15 protein-coding genes are annotated in these 17,635 nt (G+C 42.8%); 2 read left to right on the forward strand and 13 right to left on the reverse strand.

All coding sequences use genetic code 11. From position 1 onward, the window contains the following. Positions 1 to 60 precede the first annotated feature (60 nt). The 4 genes from ACP69X_RS14805 to ACP69X_RS14820 are packed head-to-tail and all read right to left on the reverse strand — an operon-like array spanning position 61 to position 4,509. Positions 61 to 1,245, reverse strand: a complete 1,185-nt coding sequence (locus tag ACP69X_RS14805; protein WP_426052806.1) for an MFS transporter — start codon at positions 1,243 to 1,245, stop codon at positions 61 to 63. Positions 1,246 to 1,299: 54 nt separating this feature from the next. Then, positions 1,300 to 2,346 (reverse strand): Gfo/Idh/MocA family protein, encoded by a 1,047-nt coding sequence (locus tag ACP69X_RS14810; RefSeq protein ID WP_039176319.1) that lies wholly within the window; start codon positions 2,344 to 2,346, stop codon positions 1,300 to 1,302. Beyond that, positions 2,343 to 3,209 (reverse strand): HAD-IIB family hydrolase, encoded by an 867-nt coding sequence (locus tag ACP69X_RS14815; protein ID WP_041088950.1) that lies wholly within the window; start codon positions 3,207 to 3,209, stop codon positions 2,343 to 2,345. Before ACP69X_RS14815 ends, ACP69X_RS14810 begins: the two co-directional genes overlap by 4 nt. Beyond that, positions 3,184 to 4,509, reverse strand: a complete 1,326-nt coding sequence (locus ACP69X_RS14820; protein WP_411243098.1) for a DegT/DnrJ/EryC1/StrS family aminotransferase — start codon at positions 4,507 to 4,509, stop codon at positions 3,184 to 3,186. The genes ACP69X_RS14815 and ACP69X_RS14820 overlap by 26 nt, the downstream gene beginning before the upstream one ends. 109 nt (positions 4,510 to 4,618) lie before the next feature. Between ACP69X_RS14820 and ACP69X_RS14825 the strand changes: the two genes are divergently transcribed. Continuing rightward, positions 4,619 to 5,608: a LacI family DNA-binding transcriptional regulator gene (locus tag ACP69X_RS14825; protein ID WP_041088946.1), complete on the forward strand. Its 990-nt coding sequence runs from the start codon at positions 4,619 to 4,621 to the stop codon at positions 5,606 to 5,608. Positions 5,609 to 5,852: 244 nt separating this feature from the next. Here the strand turns inward: ACP69X_RS14825 and ACP69X_RS14830 are convergent, their stop codons facing one another. From ACP69X_RS14830 to ACP69X_RS14840, 3 genes are all read right to left on the reverse strand, one after another. Beyond that, positions 5,853 to 7,475, reverse strand: a complete 1,623-nt coding sequence (locus ACP69X_RS14830) for an L-lactate permease (protein ID WP_041088944.1) — start codon at positions 7,473 to 7,475, stop codon at positions 5,853 to 5,855. 43 nt (positions 7,476 to 7,518) lie between these two features. Next, positions 7,519 to 8,466: an L-lactate dehydrogenase gene (locus ACP69X_RS14835; protein ID WP_426052807.1), complete on the reverse strand. Its 948-nt coding sequence runs from the start codon at positions 8,464 to 8,466 to the stop codon at positions 7,519 to 7,521. Positions 8,467 to 8,681: 215 nt separating this feature from the next. Then, complete coding sequence (locus ACP69X_RS14840; protein ID WP_073978618.1) at positions 8,682 to 10,112, reverse strand: YfcC family protein; 1,431 nt, start codon at positions 10,110 to 10,112, stop codon at positions 8,682 to 8,684. A gap of 153 nt (positions 10,113 to 10,265) precedes the next feature. On the opposite strand from ACP69X_RS14840, the gene ACP69X_RS14845 reads away from it, so the two are divergent. Beyond that, positions 10,266 to 11,393, forward strand: a complete 1,128-nt coding sequence (locus tag ACP69X_RS14845) for a M20 peptidase aminoacylase family protein (RefSeq protein WP_411243097.1) — start codon at positions 10,266 to 10,268, stop codon at positions 11,391 to 11,393. A 48-nt stretch (positions 11,394 to 11,441) separates the two neighbouring features. Here ACP69X_RS14845 and ACP69X_RS14850 read toward each other — a convergent pair whose 3' ends face one another. The 6 genes from ACP69X_RS14850 to ACP69X_RS14875 form a co-directional block, all read right to left on the reverse strand. Further along, complete coding sequence (locus ACP69X_RS14850) at positions 11,442 to 12,164, reverse strand: SDR family NAD(P)-dependent oxidoreductase (RefSeq protein ID WP_411243096.1); 723 nt, start codon at positions 12,162 to 12,164, stop codon at positions 11,442 to 11,444. 110 nt (positions 12,165 to 12,274) lie between these two features. After that, on the reverse strand, positions 12,275 to 13,030 hold the full coding sequence (locus ACP69X_RS14855) for an alpha/beta fold hydrolase (protein ID WP_269103855.1): 756 nt from the start codon (positions 13,028 to 13,030) through the stop codon (positions 12,275 to 12,277). 106 nt (positions 13,031 to 13,136) lie between these two features. Further along, positions 13,137 to 14,018 (reverse strand): glycine betaine ABC transporter substrate-binding protein, encoded by an 882-nt coding sequence (locus ACP69X_RS14860; RefSeq protein ID WP_423359272.1) that lies wholly within the window; start codon positions 14,016 to 14,018, stop codon positions 13,137 to 13,139. Then, the gene (opuAB, locus tag ACP69X_RS14865; protein WP_039182966.1) at positions 14,018 to 14,863 is read right to left on the reverse strand and encodes a glycine/proline betaine ABC transporter permease subunit OpuAB; all 846 of its coding nucleotides are present in this window, start codon (positions 14,861 to 14,863) and stop codon (positions 14,018 to 14,020) included. The genes ACP69X_RS14860 and opuAB overlap by 1 nt, the downstream gene beginning before the upstream one ends. Positions 14,864 to 14,873: 10 nt before the next feature. Further along, the gene (opuAA, locus tag ACP69X_RS14870; protein ID WP_426052808.1) at positions 14,874 to 16,139 is read right to left on the reverse strand and encodes a glycine/proline betaine ABC transporter ATP-binding protein OpuAA; all 1,266 of its coding nucleotides are present in this window, start codon (positions 16,137 to 16,139) and stop codon (positions 14,874 to 14,876) included. 400 nt (positions 16,140 to 16,539) lie between these two features. Next, positions 16,540 to 17,634: a toxic anion resistance protein gene (locus tag ACP69X_RS14875; RefSeq protein ID WP_034283225.1), complete on the reverse strand. Its 1,095-nt coding sequence runs from the start codon at positions 17,632 to 17,634 to the stop codon at positions 16,540 to 16,542. Position 17,635 lies beyond the last annotated feature (1 nt).

Below are 17,635 nucleotides of genomic sequence, written 5' to 3' on the forward strand. Positions count from 1 at the left end.
TTAGTACAAGTCCTTTGTCATCATTTCAGGGGGACCTTGGGGAGCGGCTTGATCATGTGCTTAGCCTTTCAGTTCCGTCTGCTGCGCGTGTACCGTTTCTTTTTTCTTAGAACGATTCATTTGAATCGCAGCTGTAAACAGAAGTACAGCTAAGAAAGCAAATACAAAGACGGCACTTGCCGCTCCTGCCCATTCCAGACTAAATCCAATCAAAAAGGACAAGCAGGCTCCGCCTAAGCTCGCGGCTGCAATAAAATAACTCGTCGCCTCATCGATGGCATTTTCAATCATTAAGGCAGATGCTGTCAGTGCGATTGGGAACATGCCAGCTGCGCAAAGGCCGATGAAAAAGATGAGAATCAGCTGCGCTGTGATGTGGGTTGTCAGAGCGAATATCACAAGCAGCAAAATCATCAGTGATGCACTTAGCTTTAAAAAACGCATTGGATGCAGCTGATCAGCTTTCCTTGCAATCACGGTTCTGCCAATGACGATCGCTGTCCAGAAAGTAGAGACCGCAAAGAGGCCCCAATTTTCTCCCCCCTTTTCCAGCATGATCGACGGCAAAAAGTTCGCAAAGTTCGTTTCAATCCCTGCGTAGAAAAAGGCAAAACAAATCATAATGACCACGATCATTCGATTATTTCGATCAAGAAGCAAGGACGGTTTCCTCATCCCTCCTGTGGAAGGAGCATCCATCTGTCCATGAGGCAGTTTGTTCATAAAAACAAGCCAGAGCATGAGGAAAAATGTCAGCGCACCCACCTGAAATAAAAACACATACTGCCATGTCTGCTCTGTGACAGTCAGCAAAATCACTAGCGGAAATAACAGTGCACCTAATCCAAAAAAGACCTCCATAATACTGATTCGCTTTGCACTATTAGCCATTGAAATGACATACGCACCGGCTGTTGTCTCAAGACTGCCTGCGCCACTCCCAAGAAAAAAACCTGCCAGCACAAGCGTCGTCCAGCCCGGCACCAACAGCCCCAGCAAAAGTGAGCCAATCATCAGCAAAAGACCCATCGTCAGCACAGCGCCATAGCCTCTTTTTCTCACTAGAATGGGGGATAGCAGAACACCTGTCAAAAAACCAATAAATTGAAAAAAAATTAAAGATGATAATTCCCCAGGACCCTTATCATAACTCGACAGCAAATAAGGCGTTAAGCTGCCAAAGAACACATGAATGGTCCCAATAAAAAAATAAAAGACACAGCCAAAATAAAATACCTTTTTCATCTTTTCACTTCCTCTAAAAAGGAGCGGAGTCATGACATCCTCCGCTCCACCTCTTTAATATGCCTGAGCAGAGACAACTGCCTCTTCCCTCTCAAAGCATGTATTGAGCGCAGCCTGCGCGCGATAACCATCTTCAAAATCAGCGACCTTCATATGAGTTGGGTATGGATCAGTATTCACCCAATGCATCAGCTGATCGCGGAATGTATCGGACCATCCGTAAAATTCATTCGGCGGATCTGTCAGCAAGGTTTGCGGCATTTGATGACGCTCCACACACAATCCATCACTGATTTCATATTCGTTTTTCATGTTCGTATGATATTTGAATACCTTGTCATGACCAACGACTTCTACACTAAATCCACATTCCTCAGGCTGCGTGCTTTTGGATGTCACCAAATGAAAGAACACTTGATTCTCCATCTGCCCGAAAATTTCGGTATGATCATCCACCTGTACCTTTTTCTCTTCTTTTTCCTTTACACGTGTCAGCATCTTGGTGTTAAGTGATTCTTTCTTCATTTCACTGCCAAATAAGTACCACAGCATATCAATCAAATGAATGCCAAGATCTCCTAGCGCACCACTCGTACGCAGACTTTCGCCGCTGTCTCTCCATGAAAATGTCTTTCTTCTGAGGGCACTGTTTTTCTTAAAATGAGTTCTGACGGTCAAAATACGGCCTAATTCACCATTGGCAATCAAGTTCTTCAATATATTCACAAAGGATAAATAACGATAGTTAAAGCCCATACTGGCTTGAACCTGGAACTGTTTGGCTGTCTCCACCATTTCCTTCGCTTCCTTCAGCGACACAGCCATCGGTTTTTCACATAAAATCGGCTGTCCTGCTCTTAGCGACTGAAGGGCATGGTCCTTATGACAAAAATTAGGGGAAGCAATGATCAACCCATCAGATGCATCTGCAAGTGTCTCGATACTTGAATACACACGCCCGCCGTACTGTTTAATGAATCCCTGTGCGACCGACTCATGCAAATCATAGACACCGGATAATTCTGCACCTTTGATCGTTGATAATGCTCTTGCATGTGCTTTTGCAATATTCCCTGCTCCAACAATTCCAATTTTCTTCATGAATGTGCCTCCTCATGTTTATACATCACTGTTTTCAGAGTTTCATAGATTCCTTTTGCATACCCATGATGACAAATTTGGTGATGGTGCCGTTTGGCTTCGCCTGTCGCATTTTGGACAAGGAAACCGTGCGTGACGGATTGAAGCATCCGCAAATCGTTCCCACTATCACCAAACGCAAAGCCTTGATCTTTCGATAGATCATATTGGTTCAGCATAAAGCGGACAATTTCATCCTTCCCTGTTCCTACTGGTAAAAAATCGACATCATAGCAATCCGCAGGATCTCCTGCAAGCGGGTTGCATTTGTTGATGTTGACCGCCACACCCCGCTCTTTAGCCAGTGTTTGGATAAATGATAGATGATGAAGATCCGTCCGTTCATCCTGCTCCTGATAATAGAAATTCTTCTTATACCCTGAACTGCCCAGCTGCGTTTGCGGTCTAAGGGAAATGCCCTTTTCTCGGATAGTTTCCAGGATGTCTTCGATTTTTTCATCTGAAAAGCCCTGTGCATCCAGCCGCTTCATCCACTCTGTATCTGGCTGTCCAAAATGATCATCCGACGTATATACAATCTCAGTCCCTAAGTTCGACGCAATGAAATGCGGGAATTGATAAAACCCGCCTTTTTCCATTTTGCTCGTGACAGAATCGAGGCTGCTTCCCGTCACCCAGCCCAGCAAGAGCTGTCCCGCTTCACTCTTTTCTGCTACAAAGGCTTCCAGCTGCTTGACATTCTCTCTCTGCTCCTCTGTCATTCCGTGAGAATAATACGTTTCATCAAAATCACAGAAGACGATCCACTGCGGATTCTTCGGCTGATTCAGCAATTTTTTATTGAATGGAAGACTTGATAACATGTTGAACCCCCTCGATGACCTTCTCCTGATCTTGCAGCGGCATTCCTGGATAAAGCGGCAAGTGAAGTAATTGCTGCGCTGCTTTTTCCGTGTGTGGAAGTGTTGTTTGTCTATATTTTTGAGCAACAAGATTTGTTTGATGCTGATGCGATAGAATCGGGTAATAGACATCCGTCTCTATGCCCATTTCCAGCAATTTCGCTGCCAGTTCATCTCGTTCTCCCTTCAGTACTCTGATCGGGAATAGATGCCATACATGATCATCCGTCAGCTTCGGAAGCTTCATGTATCCTTCATCCTCAAGCGTTTGCAGCTGGTCAATATATCGCTTGGCTAAGTAAAAACGTTTAAAGTTTTGCAGTCCTAAATACTTCATTCGTTCGAGTCCGATCGCTGCCTGCAAATTATCAATTTTGGAATTAAAGCCGTAGTCACTGCGTTTGACATTTTTCTTTCCAGCTTCAAAGCCGTGATAGCTGATCTCCATGCATTTTTCCGCTAGAGCCTCATCATTTGTAGCGATGGCGCCTGCCTTGCCGCAGACCCCAAGGTTTTTGTATGGATTAAAGCTGAGAACAAGTCCATCTCCATAAGCACCAAGGCCGCTGCTGCCAATCGCTTGACAGCCATCTTCAATGATTTTCAGCCCATGCTGTTTCGCAATCGCCGAAATAGCCTTCATATCCGCTTGCTTTCCATATAAATGAACCGGTAGAATGCATACCGTTTTATCTGTGATATGCTTCTCTATTTCACTCGGTGCGAGGCAGTATGTTTCTGGATCGATATCGGCATATACCGGAACAGCCCCAATGGCAAGCACTGCATTTTCTGTTGCAGCAAAGCTGTTGGCTGGCAAAATCACCTCGTCTCCCGGATGGACGCCTGCCGATATGAGACTGATCATCAAGGCATCTGTTCCACTTGACGTGGCTATGACATATTTTTTCCCTAAGTACTCAGCAATCGCCTTTTCAAAGGTCGGAATATATGGCCCTGAAGTAAAACGGCCAGAGCTCAATACTTCCTTCAACACCAGCATAATATCATCGATTTCATCCTCTGAAATCAGTTTATCAACTGGCAGAAACGGTATCTTTTTTTCCTTATTTTGTTTATAATGGAAGAGAATTTTTTCCAAACCTGTGCGCTCTATATCTTGCTCAAGGAACGTCACCAGCTTTTCATTTGCTAGATGCTTTTCAACTGAATCGCCCTTAACTTGAACACCTTGATTGATCATATCCAGCAAAGGAAGATAATCCTTGCTTTTACCTGATATCTTCGTCAATATTTGCATTCCATTCCCTCCAATTAATCAATTCCTTTTGTTAATATTTAACTTGTTTCACATTGTAAATGATGTTATCGATTTCAGAACAATAACTTTGTGTAAAGGATTTGTTAATATGTGTACAATTTATGAAATTGCCAAACGCTGCGGGGTTTCAACCACCACCGTTTCCAGAGTGCTAAACCATCACCCATATGTGGCAGAAGAAAAGCGGCAGCTCATCTTACAGGTGATGAAAGAAATGGAATATACACCGAGTTCAGCAGCCCGCACACTAAGGTCACATCAGACAAAAACCATTGCTGTGTCTGTTCCAGCTGTGGACCATCCTTTTTTTGCACAATTGATTAAAGGCATTTCAAAGGAAGCACTGGATCAAGGATATAAAGCCATCGTGCTCCAGACGTTTTATCAAGGAGCATTAGAGCTTGAAGGGCTTCAATTATTAAAAAGAAAAGAAGTAGATGGGGTCATATTGGGGGCGTTAGAAAATCAGTGGGAAAAGATCGAGCCATTTTTATCGAACGGACCCATTGTGATGGCAAATGAATATCACCAAACAGCAAACATCCCGATTATTGGATACGATGAACGGGAAGCCGCCTATAAAGCGGTGGACTACTTGATTCGGTCGGGTAGAAAATCGATTGGGTTTTGCTTTGATACAGAAAGCAGTGAAGCGCAGAAACAAAGAAAACAGGGCTATCTTGATGCACTCTCTGCTCATGGTTTGCCGCTGCAAGATGATTGGCTGTTTGGAGAGGCTTTTACCATTGAAGACGGCTTTCGCTTAATGGAGGTCATCCATCACATGACAGATGCGCCTGATGCCATTTTCACCGGCAATGATCAAGTTGCAGCAGGGCTCATTAAACAGGCCATTTCATATGGCTATCAAATCCCCGATGATCTAGCGGTCATCGGCTATGACAACCAAGACATATGCGAAGTGACAGCTCCAACGATCACCACGATTGACATACCGATCGTAGAGCTTGGCCAGCAGTCTGTACAGCAAATGATCGCACTTCTGCAAGATCAAAAACCATTACAGCGCGAACATATCCAGCTGCCTACCCGGCTCGTGACAAGAGAATCTACATAAAGAAAAAGACTGAGAGAAATCTCAGTCTTTCAGATTGTTGACAAAGGGCTAAAATGATTTTGATTTTAGCCCTTTGTCTTCTTTTCAGCGTGATAGAAAACCTTTGTAGCCCTAGGAAGGACGGCTACCTTTGCGGAGAGAATTTGACATTCGTGAGCACCGAAGCGCAGACCTGACACCGAATGCGAGGGTTTGTCTACACGCTGAGACTGAGAGAGATCTCAGTCTTTTTTAATCTATCAACCTATACAAATTGAGCAAGAATGAATGTCCATATACATACAATGCCGAGCAGGATGAAGCTGTACTTCACGGTCTTTTTGAAGAGCTCAGATTCTTTCCCTGTTTCTCCAACAGCTGCTGTAGCGATAGCGATAGATTGTGGAGAAATTAATTTCGCCATCACACCACCGGTCGTATTCGCCCCAATTAACAAACCTGCCTGTGAGCCGATTTGAGAAGCAGTGACCGCTTGAAGGTTACCGAATAAGGCGTTGTTACTCACGACAGACCCCGTAATAAACACGCCGATCCAGCCAAGCACCGGGCTGACAAGCGGGAACAAATCGCCTGTTTTGGCAAGAGCAAGTCCAATCGCAGAACTTAGTCCAGCAAAGTTCGCCAGGTTGGCAAAGCCCATGACAAAACAAATGGTAAGAACAGGGACCCAAAGCTCTTTCACCGCTGCTTTTAAGCAGGCAGCACCTTCTGTTAATGTAATATGTCTGCTAAACAGCCCTGTCAGCATCACCGCAATCAGAATGGCAGTACCCGTTGCACTGATGACATCAATTTTAAAGATCGCATCAATAGGTGTTTCCGTTTGTGCAATTGGTGGTAATTTCACAATTTGCTGATGTAAAAATGGCATTTTCACTAAAATGGTCGTCCAGTTAAGCGGTCCTCCTACAGCAAACAATGCTTTAAATGCTGGCAGACTCCATACTGTAATAACAGCAGTTAAAATATAGAACGGAGACCATGCTTTCAGTACTTCAACGCCGCGATACGTTTGTTTCTGTTCAATATCTGGCGCTCCTTCTTCACGATAAATGTGTTTTGGCTGCCATTTCCGAAGAAATAAAGCCAAAATTCCCATACTTGCTAAGGCAGAAATAATATTGGCAAGCTCAGGACCCATCGTCACCATGGTGACAGCTTGCAAAATGGTATAGGTTCCACTCACAACAAGCAAGGCTGGCAAAGTTTCTTTGATTCCTTTGAATCCATCTACAATCAGAATGAGCAGGAACGGAATACAGAATGAAATAAACGGGATCGTATATACAAGGGTTTGAGATAACGCAAGCGGTGTCATATTGCCCATTTGTGCCCCTGTAATCACTGGAATTCCCACAGCACCAAATGCACCAGATGCAGCATTGGCAATTAAGCAGAGCATCGCAGCTTTCAGCGGTTTAAACCCAAGTTCTGTTAATAGAGCGGCACTGATCGCAATCGGTACACCAAACCCAGCAGCTCCTTCTAAAAATGCGTTAAAGCTAAAACCAATTAATAAGAGCTGAAGACGTTGATCTTGAGAGATTCCTGCAATACTAGAACGAATGACATCGAACTTACCAGATTTCACTGCAATTTTATAGAGCCATACCGCCATGATCACGATATATCCAATCGGCCACAGCCCATTAGATATACCGAGCAGCACAGCAGATAATGCCTTTTCAACTGGCATATGGAAGAAGAAAACAGCTGTTACAAAACTGACGATTAAGGTAAAACAAGCGGCTAAAACACCTTTTAACTTAAAAACGGTTAATGCAAGTAGGAAAAATAAGATTGGGAGCATTGCCACCAATGCACTGACGAATTCATTACCAAACGGATTATATATTTGCTGCCACATAGTGATTCATCCTTTTCTGCTCAGATAGGTTGCTTTTGATTGATTAAAAATGAGGAGCCAAAATACCTTTTAACACATTCACACTGTGTGCAAATTTTTCTTTCTCCGTGTCGTTTAGTGCAAGCTCCATCACTTCTGTTGCGCCATTTCGATTCACAAGGGCTGGTACACCAATGTAGACATCTTCTGCTCCGTACTCACCATCCAAGTAAGTGCTGACAGTTAAAATGCTGTTTTCATTGTGCAGGATCGCTCTTGTAATGCGGGCTAAACTCATTGCTACGCCGTAGTAAGTAGCGCCTTTTTTCTCAATAATTTGGTAAGCGGCATGACGGACATTTTCCATGATTTCATCTAAGTCTTCTTGTTTGTATTGATCATTTCTCTTCATTAATTCTGTAATTGGTACACTTCCGATATTCGCATGACTCCAAACAGCAAGCTCTGTATCTCCATGCTCGCCAATGATGTACGCATGCACATTGTGTGCCGCTGCGTCAAAGTATTCACTGAGCATGTATCTAAATCTTGCCGTATCAAGCGTCGTACCACTGCCAATCACTCGTTCTTTTGGAAGTCCACTGAATTTCCAAGTCGCATATGTCAAAATATCAACTGGGTTCGTAGCAACTAAGAAAATACCATCAAATCCGCTTTTCATCACATTGTCTACAATGCCCTTAAATATATTTAAATTTTTCTCAACAAGGGCAAGTCTTGTTTCACCTGGCTTTTGGTTTGCGCCAGCACAGATACATACAATGTCTGCATCCTTACAATCCTCATAATCTCCATACCAAGTATTCACAGGATGCGGGGCAAATGCTTTCCCGTGGTTTAAATCCATGACGTCACCCATTGCTTTGTCTTGATTCAAATCGATAACAACCAATTCATCTGTGATCGCTTGATTTATTAATGTAAAGGCATAACTGCTGCCGACGAAACCTGCTCCAATAAGGGCTACTTTGTTTACTTTTTCGTTTGTCATTTATCTCATCCTCCTGAGTAAAACTAGGTTGTTTTTGATATGTGAAGTATTTCACATTCTTATTGTGCAACATTTCACAAACTTTTGCAAGGGGGTTGCTCAAAAAAAATATGTAGCGAATTTGTGAACACATTTATTGTGCTTTCAAAGCGCTGGCTCCATACATATTTCCACAAAAAAAGCTGCCAAACGCTCTTCGGCAGCTTCATACATGTTTAATAAGGGCCCCAGTTGATCATGACCCCAATACAAATAAATACAAGACCAATGACAAACCAAATGAGGGCAAGCGGGACCATAAAACGCAGCCACTTTACATAAGGAATACCACTTGCAGCAAGCACAGCCATCAACACACCAGAAGTCGGATTGATACAGTTGACCACCCCTTCACCAAGCATTACCGCTTCTACAGCTACCTGTCTTGTGATGCCCATTAAATCAGCGAGCGGCGCAAGAATCGGGATAAAGACAACGGCTTCTCCTGATCCTGATGAAATCAAAAAGTGAAGAAGCGCACTCGCAATATACATCCCGATCGCACCAGCAATTGGACTAAAGCCTGTCAGCATACTCGCCAAGCCGTTGACCACTGTATCAAGCAGCTTCCCATTTTCTAAAATGACCGAAATACAGCGTGCCATCCCAACAATAAGTGCACCGTATACAAGGCTTTGACAGCCGACAATAAACGTTTTCGCAATATCATTGGCCGCTAATCCCCCGAGCAATCCAGCTACAATTGCCATAAAAATGAACACACCCGCCATTTCCTTATCGGTCCAGCCAAGCTGAAGTGCGCCATATAAGAACCCTCCAAGAGACAATCCGCACACCGCTAAAATCAGCTTATGTCTGCCAGTGAATGCAGGCTTGTCCACAGATTCCGCATCGGCTCCGCCAAGCCCCTTAGCAGGAAACCATTGATCGCCAAGAATGCTTCCCTTTTCTTTATTCTTCAGACGTCTTGTATATAAATAGATGTACACGATACTAGAAATAAGAAAACAAAGATAAATGATGACACGCAGGCCAATGCCAGAAAAGATCGGCAGCTCTGCAATCGTTTGTGATAAACCTAATGGAGATGGAGATAAAATCGTTGCATTAAACCCTGCATAACAGCCGATGTATATGACAGCCGCTCCTGCTACAGCATCCCATTTCAAGGATCGTGCCACAATGATGCCGATTGGAATAAACCCAATAACAGAGTTCACGACAATTCCGGTCGTTCCAAGGACTGAAAATAATCCCCCAACAATACAAATAAACAATAATTGCTTCGTTTGAAACCGGCTGATGACATGGTGAATCATCCCGTTAATAGCACCTGTCTTCTCCAAAATGGCAATGGTTCCGCCCGTAAATAGAATCAGAAAAATAATAGAAGAGGACCCTACCATTCCTTCTTGTATCGCAGTGAAAAAGCCAACTGGACTCACTGGTGATTGATCAATGCGGTGATAACTGCCAGGAACGGCTGTTGTGATCTCCCCAGATGTCTTTCGGTCAAACTCACCCGCTGGTACGAAATACGTTGCTATGGTACAAATCAGTGCAATCATAAATAAGAGAACATACGCATCCGGCATTTGAAGTTTTCGTTTCTGTTTCTCTGGTGCTGATACTGTCGCTGTTTTCATGTGTCAAAACCCCTTTGTCCCGATCGGAATTTCACTTAATTTTCAGAATAATCAAATGATGTGTTATATTATAAACACTGTTGATATTTAAGATCAATATTATTTCACTAAAATAATGTTTTGGCAGATTATCTGTCAGCAAGGAGGCTCTTCATGACAACTTTGACAAACGAAATGAAACAAACCGTGACAGACATCTTTGAACACTTGCATGCCCACCCAGAAATAAGCTGGGAAGAAACAGAAACGACCGCTTATATTGAAGATATATTGAAAAAATTAGGCTGCAAAACTCAAACATTTGACGACTGTACAGGGGTGATCGGTGAAATTGGAGAAGGCGCACCAGTGGTCGCTGTGAGAGCCGATATTGATGCACTTTGGCAGGAAGTAGATGGAGAGTTTCAAGCCAATCATTCATGTGGCCACGATGCACACATGACAATGGCTCTTGGCACCTTTATGGCATTAAAGGAAAAAGAACGCCCAAACGGCACGATCCGTTTCATCTTTCAGCCTGCCGAGGAAAGAGGCGGCGGTGCGCTGAAAATGATTGAAAAAGGTGTGCTGGCAGATGTCGATTACTTATATGGCGTACATGTGCGCCCAATTCAAGAAACATTAAACGGACGCTGCGCTCCTGCTATTTTGCACGGATCAAGTAATCATTATGTCGGCACAATTACTGGAGAGGAAGCGCACGGGGCACGTCCACACCTTGGCGTCAACGTAATAGAAGTGGCTTCAACCCTCGTGCAGAGACTCGCGCATATCCATGTCGATCCACGAGTCGCCCATTCTGTGAAAATGACCAATTTACATGCTGGCGGGGGCAGCTCAAACATCATTCCTGGCAAAGCTTCTTTTACATTAGATGTACGGGCGCAAACAAACGAAGTAATGGATGAGCTAGAAAAAGAAATTGAAAGAGCGGTTCATTCTGTAGCGGATGCCTTTGGTGCTTCCATTACACTTTCAACAGACCATCGTCTGCCTGCCGCAACCTTAAATGAAGAAGCTGTCCAGATCATGTCTCATGCGATTGAACAGGTTTTAGGACAAGAGCAGCTTGATCCCCCAATCGTCACAACAGGTGGAGAGGACTTTCACTTTTATGCAGCAAAGCTTCCGCATATCAAATCTACGATGCTCGGTTTAGGCTGTGATTTAAAGCCCGGTCTTCATCATCCGTACATGACCTTCGACCGCTCTGCAATCTTTACCGGCATTGAGATTTTGACCGAAGCTGTCTATCAAACACTCCAGCAGCATTCATCATAAAATGAAAAAGCCACCCGCCTTCTCTTCAGGGCGGGTGGTCGCTTTATATTACGCATTCAAATCTGTCATGGCTGGAACGTTGATTTCTTTCACACATGATACCCTTGATAAGTGAATCACACATCTAGCAAGCTCCACAATATCCTGGACAGGGATTCTCGTTTCGTCATATAGAGTAATGGCCTTTTCGGCTCCCTCCTCATACGGAACCTCCGCCGCCAGCTCTCCTGGATTGATACAGGTGACAGATATTTTATCTTTTCTCACATGCTCTCTCAGCGCATTCACAATTCCGCGCAGGCCAAATTTAGATGCAACAAACGAGACTTGCGGCAGGTTTGTATGATCGAGTCCAGCCGTTGAGCCAATCACGATGATTTTCCCATTCTCCGATTTCCTTACGTGCGGAAGCACTGCCTGGATGTACGTAATGGTTGAGGTGACATTCACATTAATTAGGTGCGCAATATCCTCTGGCTGATCGTGATCAAAGGAATAATCGTCTTCAAAGCCTCGTTTTTCCCATAAGCCGACGTTATAGATGAGTACATCAATCGTCTTGTTCTCCAGTGCTTCGAGCATATAAGGGATATGCGTTTGGCTTGATAAGTCGATTTTTAGCCAAACTCTATGTACACCGTCATCTATGTTCAAACTACTTGGTTCACTTCGCGACACAATCCAAACTGTATCTCCACTTGAAGGAAGACCCTTTACAAAAGCATCTCCTAATCCTTGACTTGCACCGAATATGATATAGTTTTTACTCATAGCTCCTCCTTCTATGGCACACAAACTGAAAGCGTTTTATACCTATATCATACAGATTCTAAGAGATCACCGCCTCTTTTATGCTCGTCTTCTCTTATTAATGGGCACGGCTACTGGATTTCCGTTAATTCCACTGGTAATGCACGTGCCTCTATAAAGCTTTTGATCATTTCTGTGAAAAGTTCTTTTTTCTCAAAAGTAAATGTATGTCCAATACCGGGAACGATGACGCCTGTTGCCTTCGGATGTGAATTTGTTATTTTTTTTGCTGACCGTGTCATAATGCCTTTTTCTTTTTCTCCCACTGTGACAAGAATGCGTGCCTTTGCTTGCTGAAACGTGTCTGGGAGCTTGTAATGGAGGTTTTCTTGAAACATCGTAAGAAGGGTTTTCTTCTGCAATTGTTTCGATTCCGCCGCATAATGATGCAGTACATGTTGCGAGAGCCCCATCTTTTCAGCTTGGAGGTGGATAAACCAATCTTTCTTTAATAATGGATACGTCAGTGGCAAGAGGGGTCTCACCATGAAATGGAGCCATGGCAAAGGCATCACAAGGGCGCTATTGATGACAGCGATGTCTACGATATCTGGCTCTCTTGATAACACATCAACGGCAATCTGTGCACCTAAAGAAAATCCAATCAGAATCACTTGACGGCCATTCGCGTTTTCCTTGATCCATGAGATGACTTCTTGGGCGCCTTCATTCATTGAAAATATCTGTTCTTTTGCTCTTGTCCCATGTCCAATGAGATCAGGGGCAAAGCATTCATACGTGTCCTTAAATATTTCAACCTGCTCCTGCCACATCCAGCTGCTTACTCCTCCACCATGCAGAAAAATCATGATTGACCTATCCATCATCGACGACAACTCCATCCTTCTATATAAGAAAAAAGCAGCCGCTTTTTGAGCAGACTGCTTTTTCCACATGCTCCCTTCTATTATAAGGGAACCAATACATCATTGACTATTTTTTCAAATCCTCAATGGAGTTTACGTTCTTCATATATTTCGGAACAACTAGCCCCATTCGAAGGCCTTTCATACTTGTACCAAGGTCATCATATTTTCCTTTAAACTTCGCTGCATACGTTTTATGCGTATTTGGCAGCCAAGCGGATAATGATGCATCCGCACTTCCGGTTGCAATTGCTGTCCACATTGGACCTGCTTCAACCTGAGTCAAAGTCACATTAAACCCGAATTCACGCAATACTTCTGCCGCAACATTGGTACTTGCAATCTCACTATCCCATGCAACGTAGGCAAGATTGACTTTTCCACCATTCGACTTTTTCACGCCTTTTGTCCATTTCGCTACTTGGTCTTTATGTTTTTTCACATATTTTATGGCAGCATCCTTTGGTTTCACACCATCTTGAATATCAATCATGACTTCGCCCATGTCATCTTGAGACCATTTAAACTGACTAAGCATTTTGGCTGCTTCCGGCTGATCCTTTGCAAAGCCTTTACGTGAAATCGTATGAATTTCTTCCGCTTCACCGTAAGATTTTTTTGGATCATCTAAATATTTTAAATCATAACGGGAAAACATCCAGTGTGGATTCCAGCCAGTGATGATGATTGGCTTTTTACGGTCGTAAGATTTTTTGAGTGTTGCCGTCATAGCTGCACTTGATGCAGACACAACCGTCCAATCCTCTAAGCCGTAATCCTTTTTCGCTTGATCTGTCAGTGCCATAATCCCTGAACCTGGATCGATTCCGATAATGGTTTTATTCACCTGCTGTGCTGCACTCGCATTTGAATCTGTCTGCGCACCGCAAGCGGCTAGTAAAAAGACAAGCAGGGCGGTCATCCCAATGTAGAGAGACTTTTTCCACATTAAGCATTCCCCCTGGTTTTTTTCGTTTTAATGTTTTGTGTAATACGGTCAAGTGTAATCGCCACAATAACAATGGCAATACCTGCTTCAAAACCAATACCTGTTTTCAGCTGGGTTACCGCACTATATACTTCTGAACCAAGTCCTGGTGCACCTACCATTGCTGCAATAACGACCATTGATAGAGCCAGCATGATACTTTGGTTAATACCAGCTAAGATGGTTTTTGTTGCAAGTGGAAGCTGAACTTTGAATAAACGCTGGAATGTCGTTGAACCAAATGCTTCTGTTGCTTCAATTAAATCAGCTGGTACTTGTTTAATACCGAGAATGGTCATACGGATCGTTGGCGGCATGGAGAAGATAACCGATGCCACAACCCCAGGAACAACCCCAATATTAAAGAAGAAGATCGCTGGTAATAGATAAACGAATGCAGGCATTGTCTGCATTAAATCTAAAATAGGTGTCACAATTTTACGCACAGTTTCCTTCTGTGATGCCCAAATACCGATCGGAACCCCGATCACAATAGAAATGACCACAGCGGTCAAAACGAGCGCAAGTGTTTGAAGCATTGGATGCCAGTAGCCTAAATAGTCGATCAGTAAAAATCCAATAAGTGTGAAAAGAGCAACTCCTCTTGTACTGATCCACCAAGCAATGCCGGCAAAAATAAGAGTTAAAATAATGGATGGAATGACGCCAAGTGCAGCCACAATCCCATTTACTGTTCCTGCTAATCCATTTGTGATGCCATCAAAGAAACCACCAAACGTTAATGTTAACCAGTCAACAAATTGATCGATATATTCCGCAAACGGAATTCTAGGTAAATCACTCATACTAAACATCTTATTCTACCTCCTGTGCAGAAGGCTCTTGTGCTTTAATTTCCTCTAGCTTGTTAGAAGACATGTTGATATACTCATCATTTCCTGATAATGCACCAATCAATGCACCTCGGACCACAATGCCCTTCATTCTGTTTTTCTCATCGACAACGGCAATCGGAATGTTCGCATCAGACACCGCATCAAAGATCTCTGTCAAATACGTAGATTCCAACACTGTCGTAAATTCTTTATCGAGAACCGTTTCAAGCGACGCTCCCGTTTCTGCTGCTTTCTTCGCTGCTTGGGCAGAAATGACACCTAATAAATGCTTTTTCTTATCTACCGCATAGATAGACGAAATCCCTAGGTTTTTCATGAGCGTAAGCGCAACACGTGCCCCTTTGTCAATCTGAACTGTTTCTGCACGTTTCATAATATGACCAGCGGTTAATACTTTAGAAAGGTCAACATCTTCAACGAAGCGTTCAACATATTCATTCGATGGGTTCATTAGAATTTCTTCTGGTGTTCCGATTTGAACGATATTTCCGTCCTTCATGAGCACAATGCGGTCGCCAATACGAAGCGCCTCATCTAAATCATGGGTAATGAAAATGATCGTTTTTCCTACAGATGTATGAAGCTCAAGCAATTCATCCTGCATATCTTTACGAATTAATGGGTCTAGTGCGCTGAATGCTTCATCCATTAATAAAATGTCAGGGTCATTTGCTAACGCACGTGCCAATCCAACACGCTGCTGCATCCCACCACTTAATTGATTTGGGTATTGATCTTCAAAGCCTTCAAGTCCAACAAGCTTTAAAGATTCAAGCGCTTTTGGTCTGCGCTCTTCTTTATCTACACCTTGCAATTCAAGACCATACTCTGTGTTCTCAAGAATTGTACGGTGCGGGAACAATGCGAAGTTTTGGAAAACCATGCTGATCTTTTTCCGTCTGACTTCACGCAATTGATCCTTTGACATATTTGTTATCATATCCCCATCAATATAAATTTCACCGGAGGTTGGTTCGATTAACCTGTTTAGCATCCGCACAAGTGTGGACTTTCCGCTCCCTGATAGCCCCATGATGACAAATATCTCGCCGTCATAAACATCAAAATTTGCTCGATTGACACCAACTGTTGCGCCGGTCTCTTTTAGGATCTCTCTTTTTGTTTTCCCGTTTTCAAGCATTTGAGATGCTTTTTTAGCATTTTTACCGAAAATTTTAGATACATTATTTATCTTGATTTTGATATTTCTCTCTTCAGAATTCATATTTTCCCTCCAAATTAGCATCTTTATAACCGTAACATAAGCGTTATGATGCGAACAATCTTTAGAATTCGCTTATTTCCCCACAATATGTATGAATTCCATATAGAGGTCTGGTCATTAGAGTTTATACGCCGTATTACTCGTAAATCCTATAGAATGCTTCATAAACTACATATTTTACGGGGTATTTCCTCTCACCAGACAATATTTTACTGTAAATTCCTAATTGTGCTAAAAAATAAGTCGAATCCTCGTCATAGCGGTTTTTTTGAATCATGGGCGAACCATTCCCCTGAACATGATTTACCCGAAAATGGTCACATAAAAACCTTTTTTCTCAAATTTTATTTAAATTCACAAAAAAACTGCCTGCAACTTTAGTTACAGACAGCTTGTTTTTTTAGGACTCTAGGGCAGCCCGCTTAATATTATCTTGAAGCTCAAGCATACGTTTTGTTCCATCTTCACGTAATCGCTTGTTCTCTTCTTCGATCTGTTTCGTCTCTTTCATCCCTTGTACAATTGTATTAAAGGAAGATTCGATCGTTTCAATGTCGATGCTTGGACGGCCGGATAATTTGGCAATCTCCACACTTTGACTTGAAATGTTTTCAGCATTTCGTTTCAGCATTTCATTTGTTCTTCTATCCAGCTCACTCATGGAATCAGCGACAAGCTTTTGTCTCTTCGCTGTCACAGCTTGAATGATCCCATTTTTGAAGATTGGAATTGTGATAATGAAGGCAGAGTTGATTTTACCGATTAATTTTGTATTCCCACGCTGAAGTAAACGGATTTGCGGTGCCGTTTGAAGCGCGACCATTCTTGCCATATCAAGGTCATATACACGCTCTTCAAGCGCTTGAATCCCATTACGAAGCGTATCAAGCTCCATTTGTGCCAGCTGGTTTCCACTAGCTGCTTTTTCTTCATATGAAGGAACCAATTGCTTTAATTCTTCAATTTTCATTTGACCGGCTACGACATACTTTTCAAGCTCCATGTAGTATTGAATGTTATGCTCATACATTTCTTCAAGCGTCACAGTCGATTTGGTCATTTCATCTTTATATTTACTAATTTCTACATTAATTTTTTCAATCTCAGCACCGAGCGTTTGATATTTACTAAAAATCTTTTCAATCATGCTGCCGCCGCGTTTAAAGATTTTTGACAACAAACCACCCTTCGGTTCGTCAAAATCATTTTTATCAAAGCGATCCATAATCTTACCAAGCTGCGTCAGCATTGTTCCTGAGTCAGTCACGCTTGTTGAACGCATCATTGAAAGGATACGATCAGAAAACTTAGAGATTTCAACGGCTGGCTGTTTTCCGTATTCAAGAAGCTCAAGCTGATTTTTCGCATCGATCTGTCTCGCAATATTTTGCACTTCTGGTTCGTTTCGAAGCTGAACGCGAATATCGTCTGCCTTCTCAATCGTGATTTCCTCTTTATCAATTGAAATGATGTCATTTCCGTTTGTATTTGTCATA

It is taken from the genome of Bacillus sp. DC4300-2b2 (assembly GCF_049895685.1).
Classification (GTDB): Bacteria; Bacillota; Bacilli; order Bacillales; family Bacillaceae; genus Bacillus; species Bacillus safensis.

Bases quoted from the DNA above. Each gene is read 5' to 3' on its own strand.
- ACP69X_RS14805 (WP_426052806.1), bottom strand. From the start codon at position 1,245: ATGAAAAAGGTATTTTATTTTGGCTGTGTCTTTTATTTTTTTATTGGG.
- ACP69X_RS14810 (WP_039176319.1), bottom strand. From the start codon at position 2,346: ATGAAGAAAATTGGAATTGTTGGAGCAGGGAATATTGCAAAAGCACAT.
- ACP69X_RS14815 (WP_041088950.1), bottom strand. From the start codon at position 3,209: ATGTTATCAAGTCTTCCATTCAATAAAAAATTGCTGAATCAGCCGAAG.
- ACP69X_RS14820 (WP_411243098.1), bottom strand. From the start codon at position 4,509: ATGCAAATATTGACGAAGATATCAGGTAAAAGCAAGGATTATCTTCCT.
- ACP69X_RS14825 (WP_041088946.1), top strand. From the start codon at position 4,619: ATGTGTACAATTTATGAAATTGCCAAACGCTGCGGGGTTTCAACCACC.
- ACP69X_RS14830 (WP_041088944.1), bottom strand. From the start codon at position 7,475: ATGTGGCAGCAAATATATAATCCGTTTGGTAATGAATTCGTCAGTGCA.
- ACP69X_RS14835 (WP_426052807.1), bottom strand. From the start codon at position 8,466: ATGACAAACGAAAAAGTAAACAAAGTAGCCCTTATTGGAGCAGGTTTC.
- ACP69X_RS14840 (WP_073978618.1), bottom strand. From the start codon at position 10,112: ATGAAAACAGCGACAGTATCAGCACCAGAGAAACAGAAACGAAAACTT.
- ACP69X_RS14845 (WP_411243097.1), top strand. From the start codon at position 10,266: ATGACAACTTTGACAAACGAAATGAAACAAACCGTGACAGACATCTTT.
- ACP69X_RS14850 (WP_411243096.1), bottom strand. From the start codon at position 12,164: ATGAGTAAAAACTATATCATATTCGGTGCAAGTCAAGGATTAGGAGAT.
- ACP69X_RS14855 (WP_269103855.1), bottom strand. From the start codon at position 13,030: ATGATGGATAGGTCAATCATGATTTTTCTGCATGGTGGAGGAGTAAGC.
- ACP69X_RS14860 (WP_423359272.1), bottom strand. From the start codon at position 14,018: ATGTGGAAAAAGTCTCTCTACATTGGGATGACCGCCCTGCTTGTCTTT.
- opuAB (WP_039182966.1), bottom strand. From the start codon at position 14,863: ATGAGTGATTTACCTAGAATTCCGTTTGCGGAATATATCGATCAATTT.
- opuAA (WP_426052808.1), bottom strand. From the start codon at position 16,139: ATGAATTCTGAAGAGAGAAATATCAAAATCAAGATAAATAATGTATCT.
- ACP69X_RS14875 (WP_034283225.1), bottom strand. From the start codon at position 17,634: ATGACAAATACAAACGGAAATGACATCATTTCAATTGATAAAGAGGAA.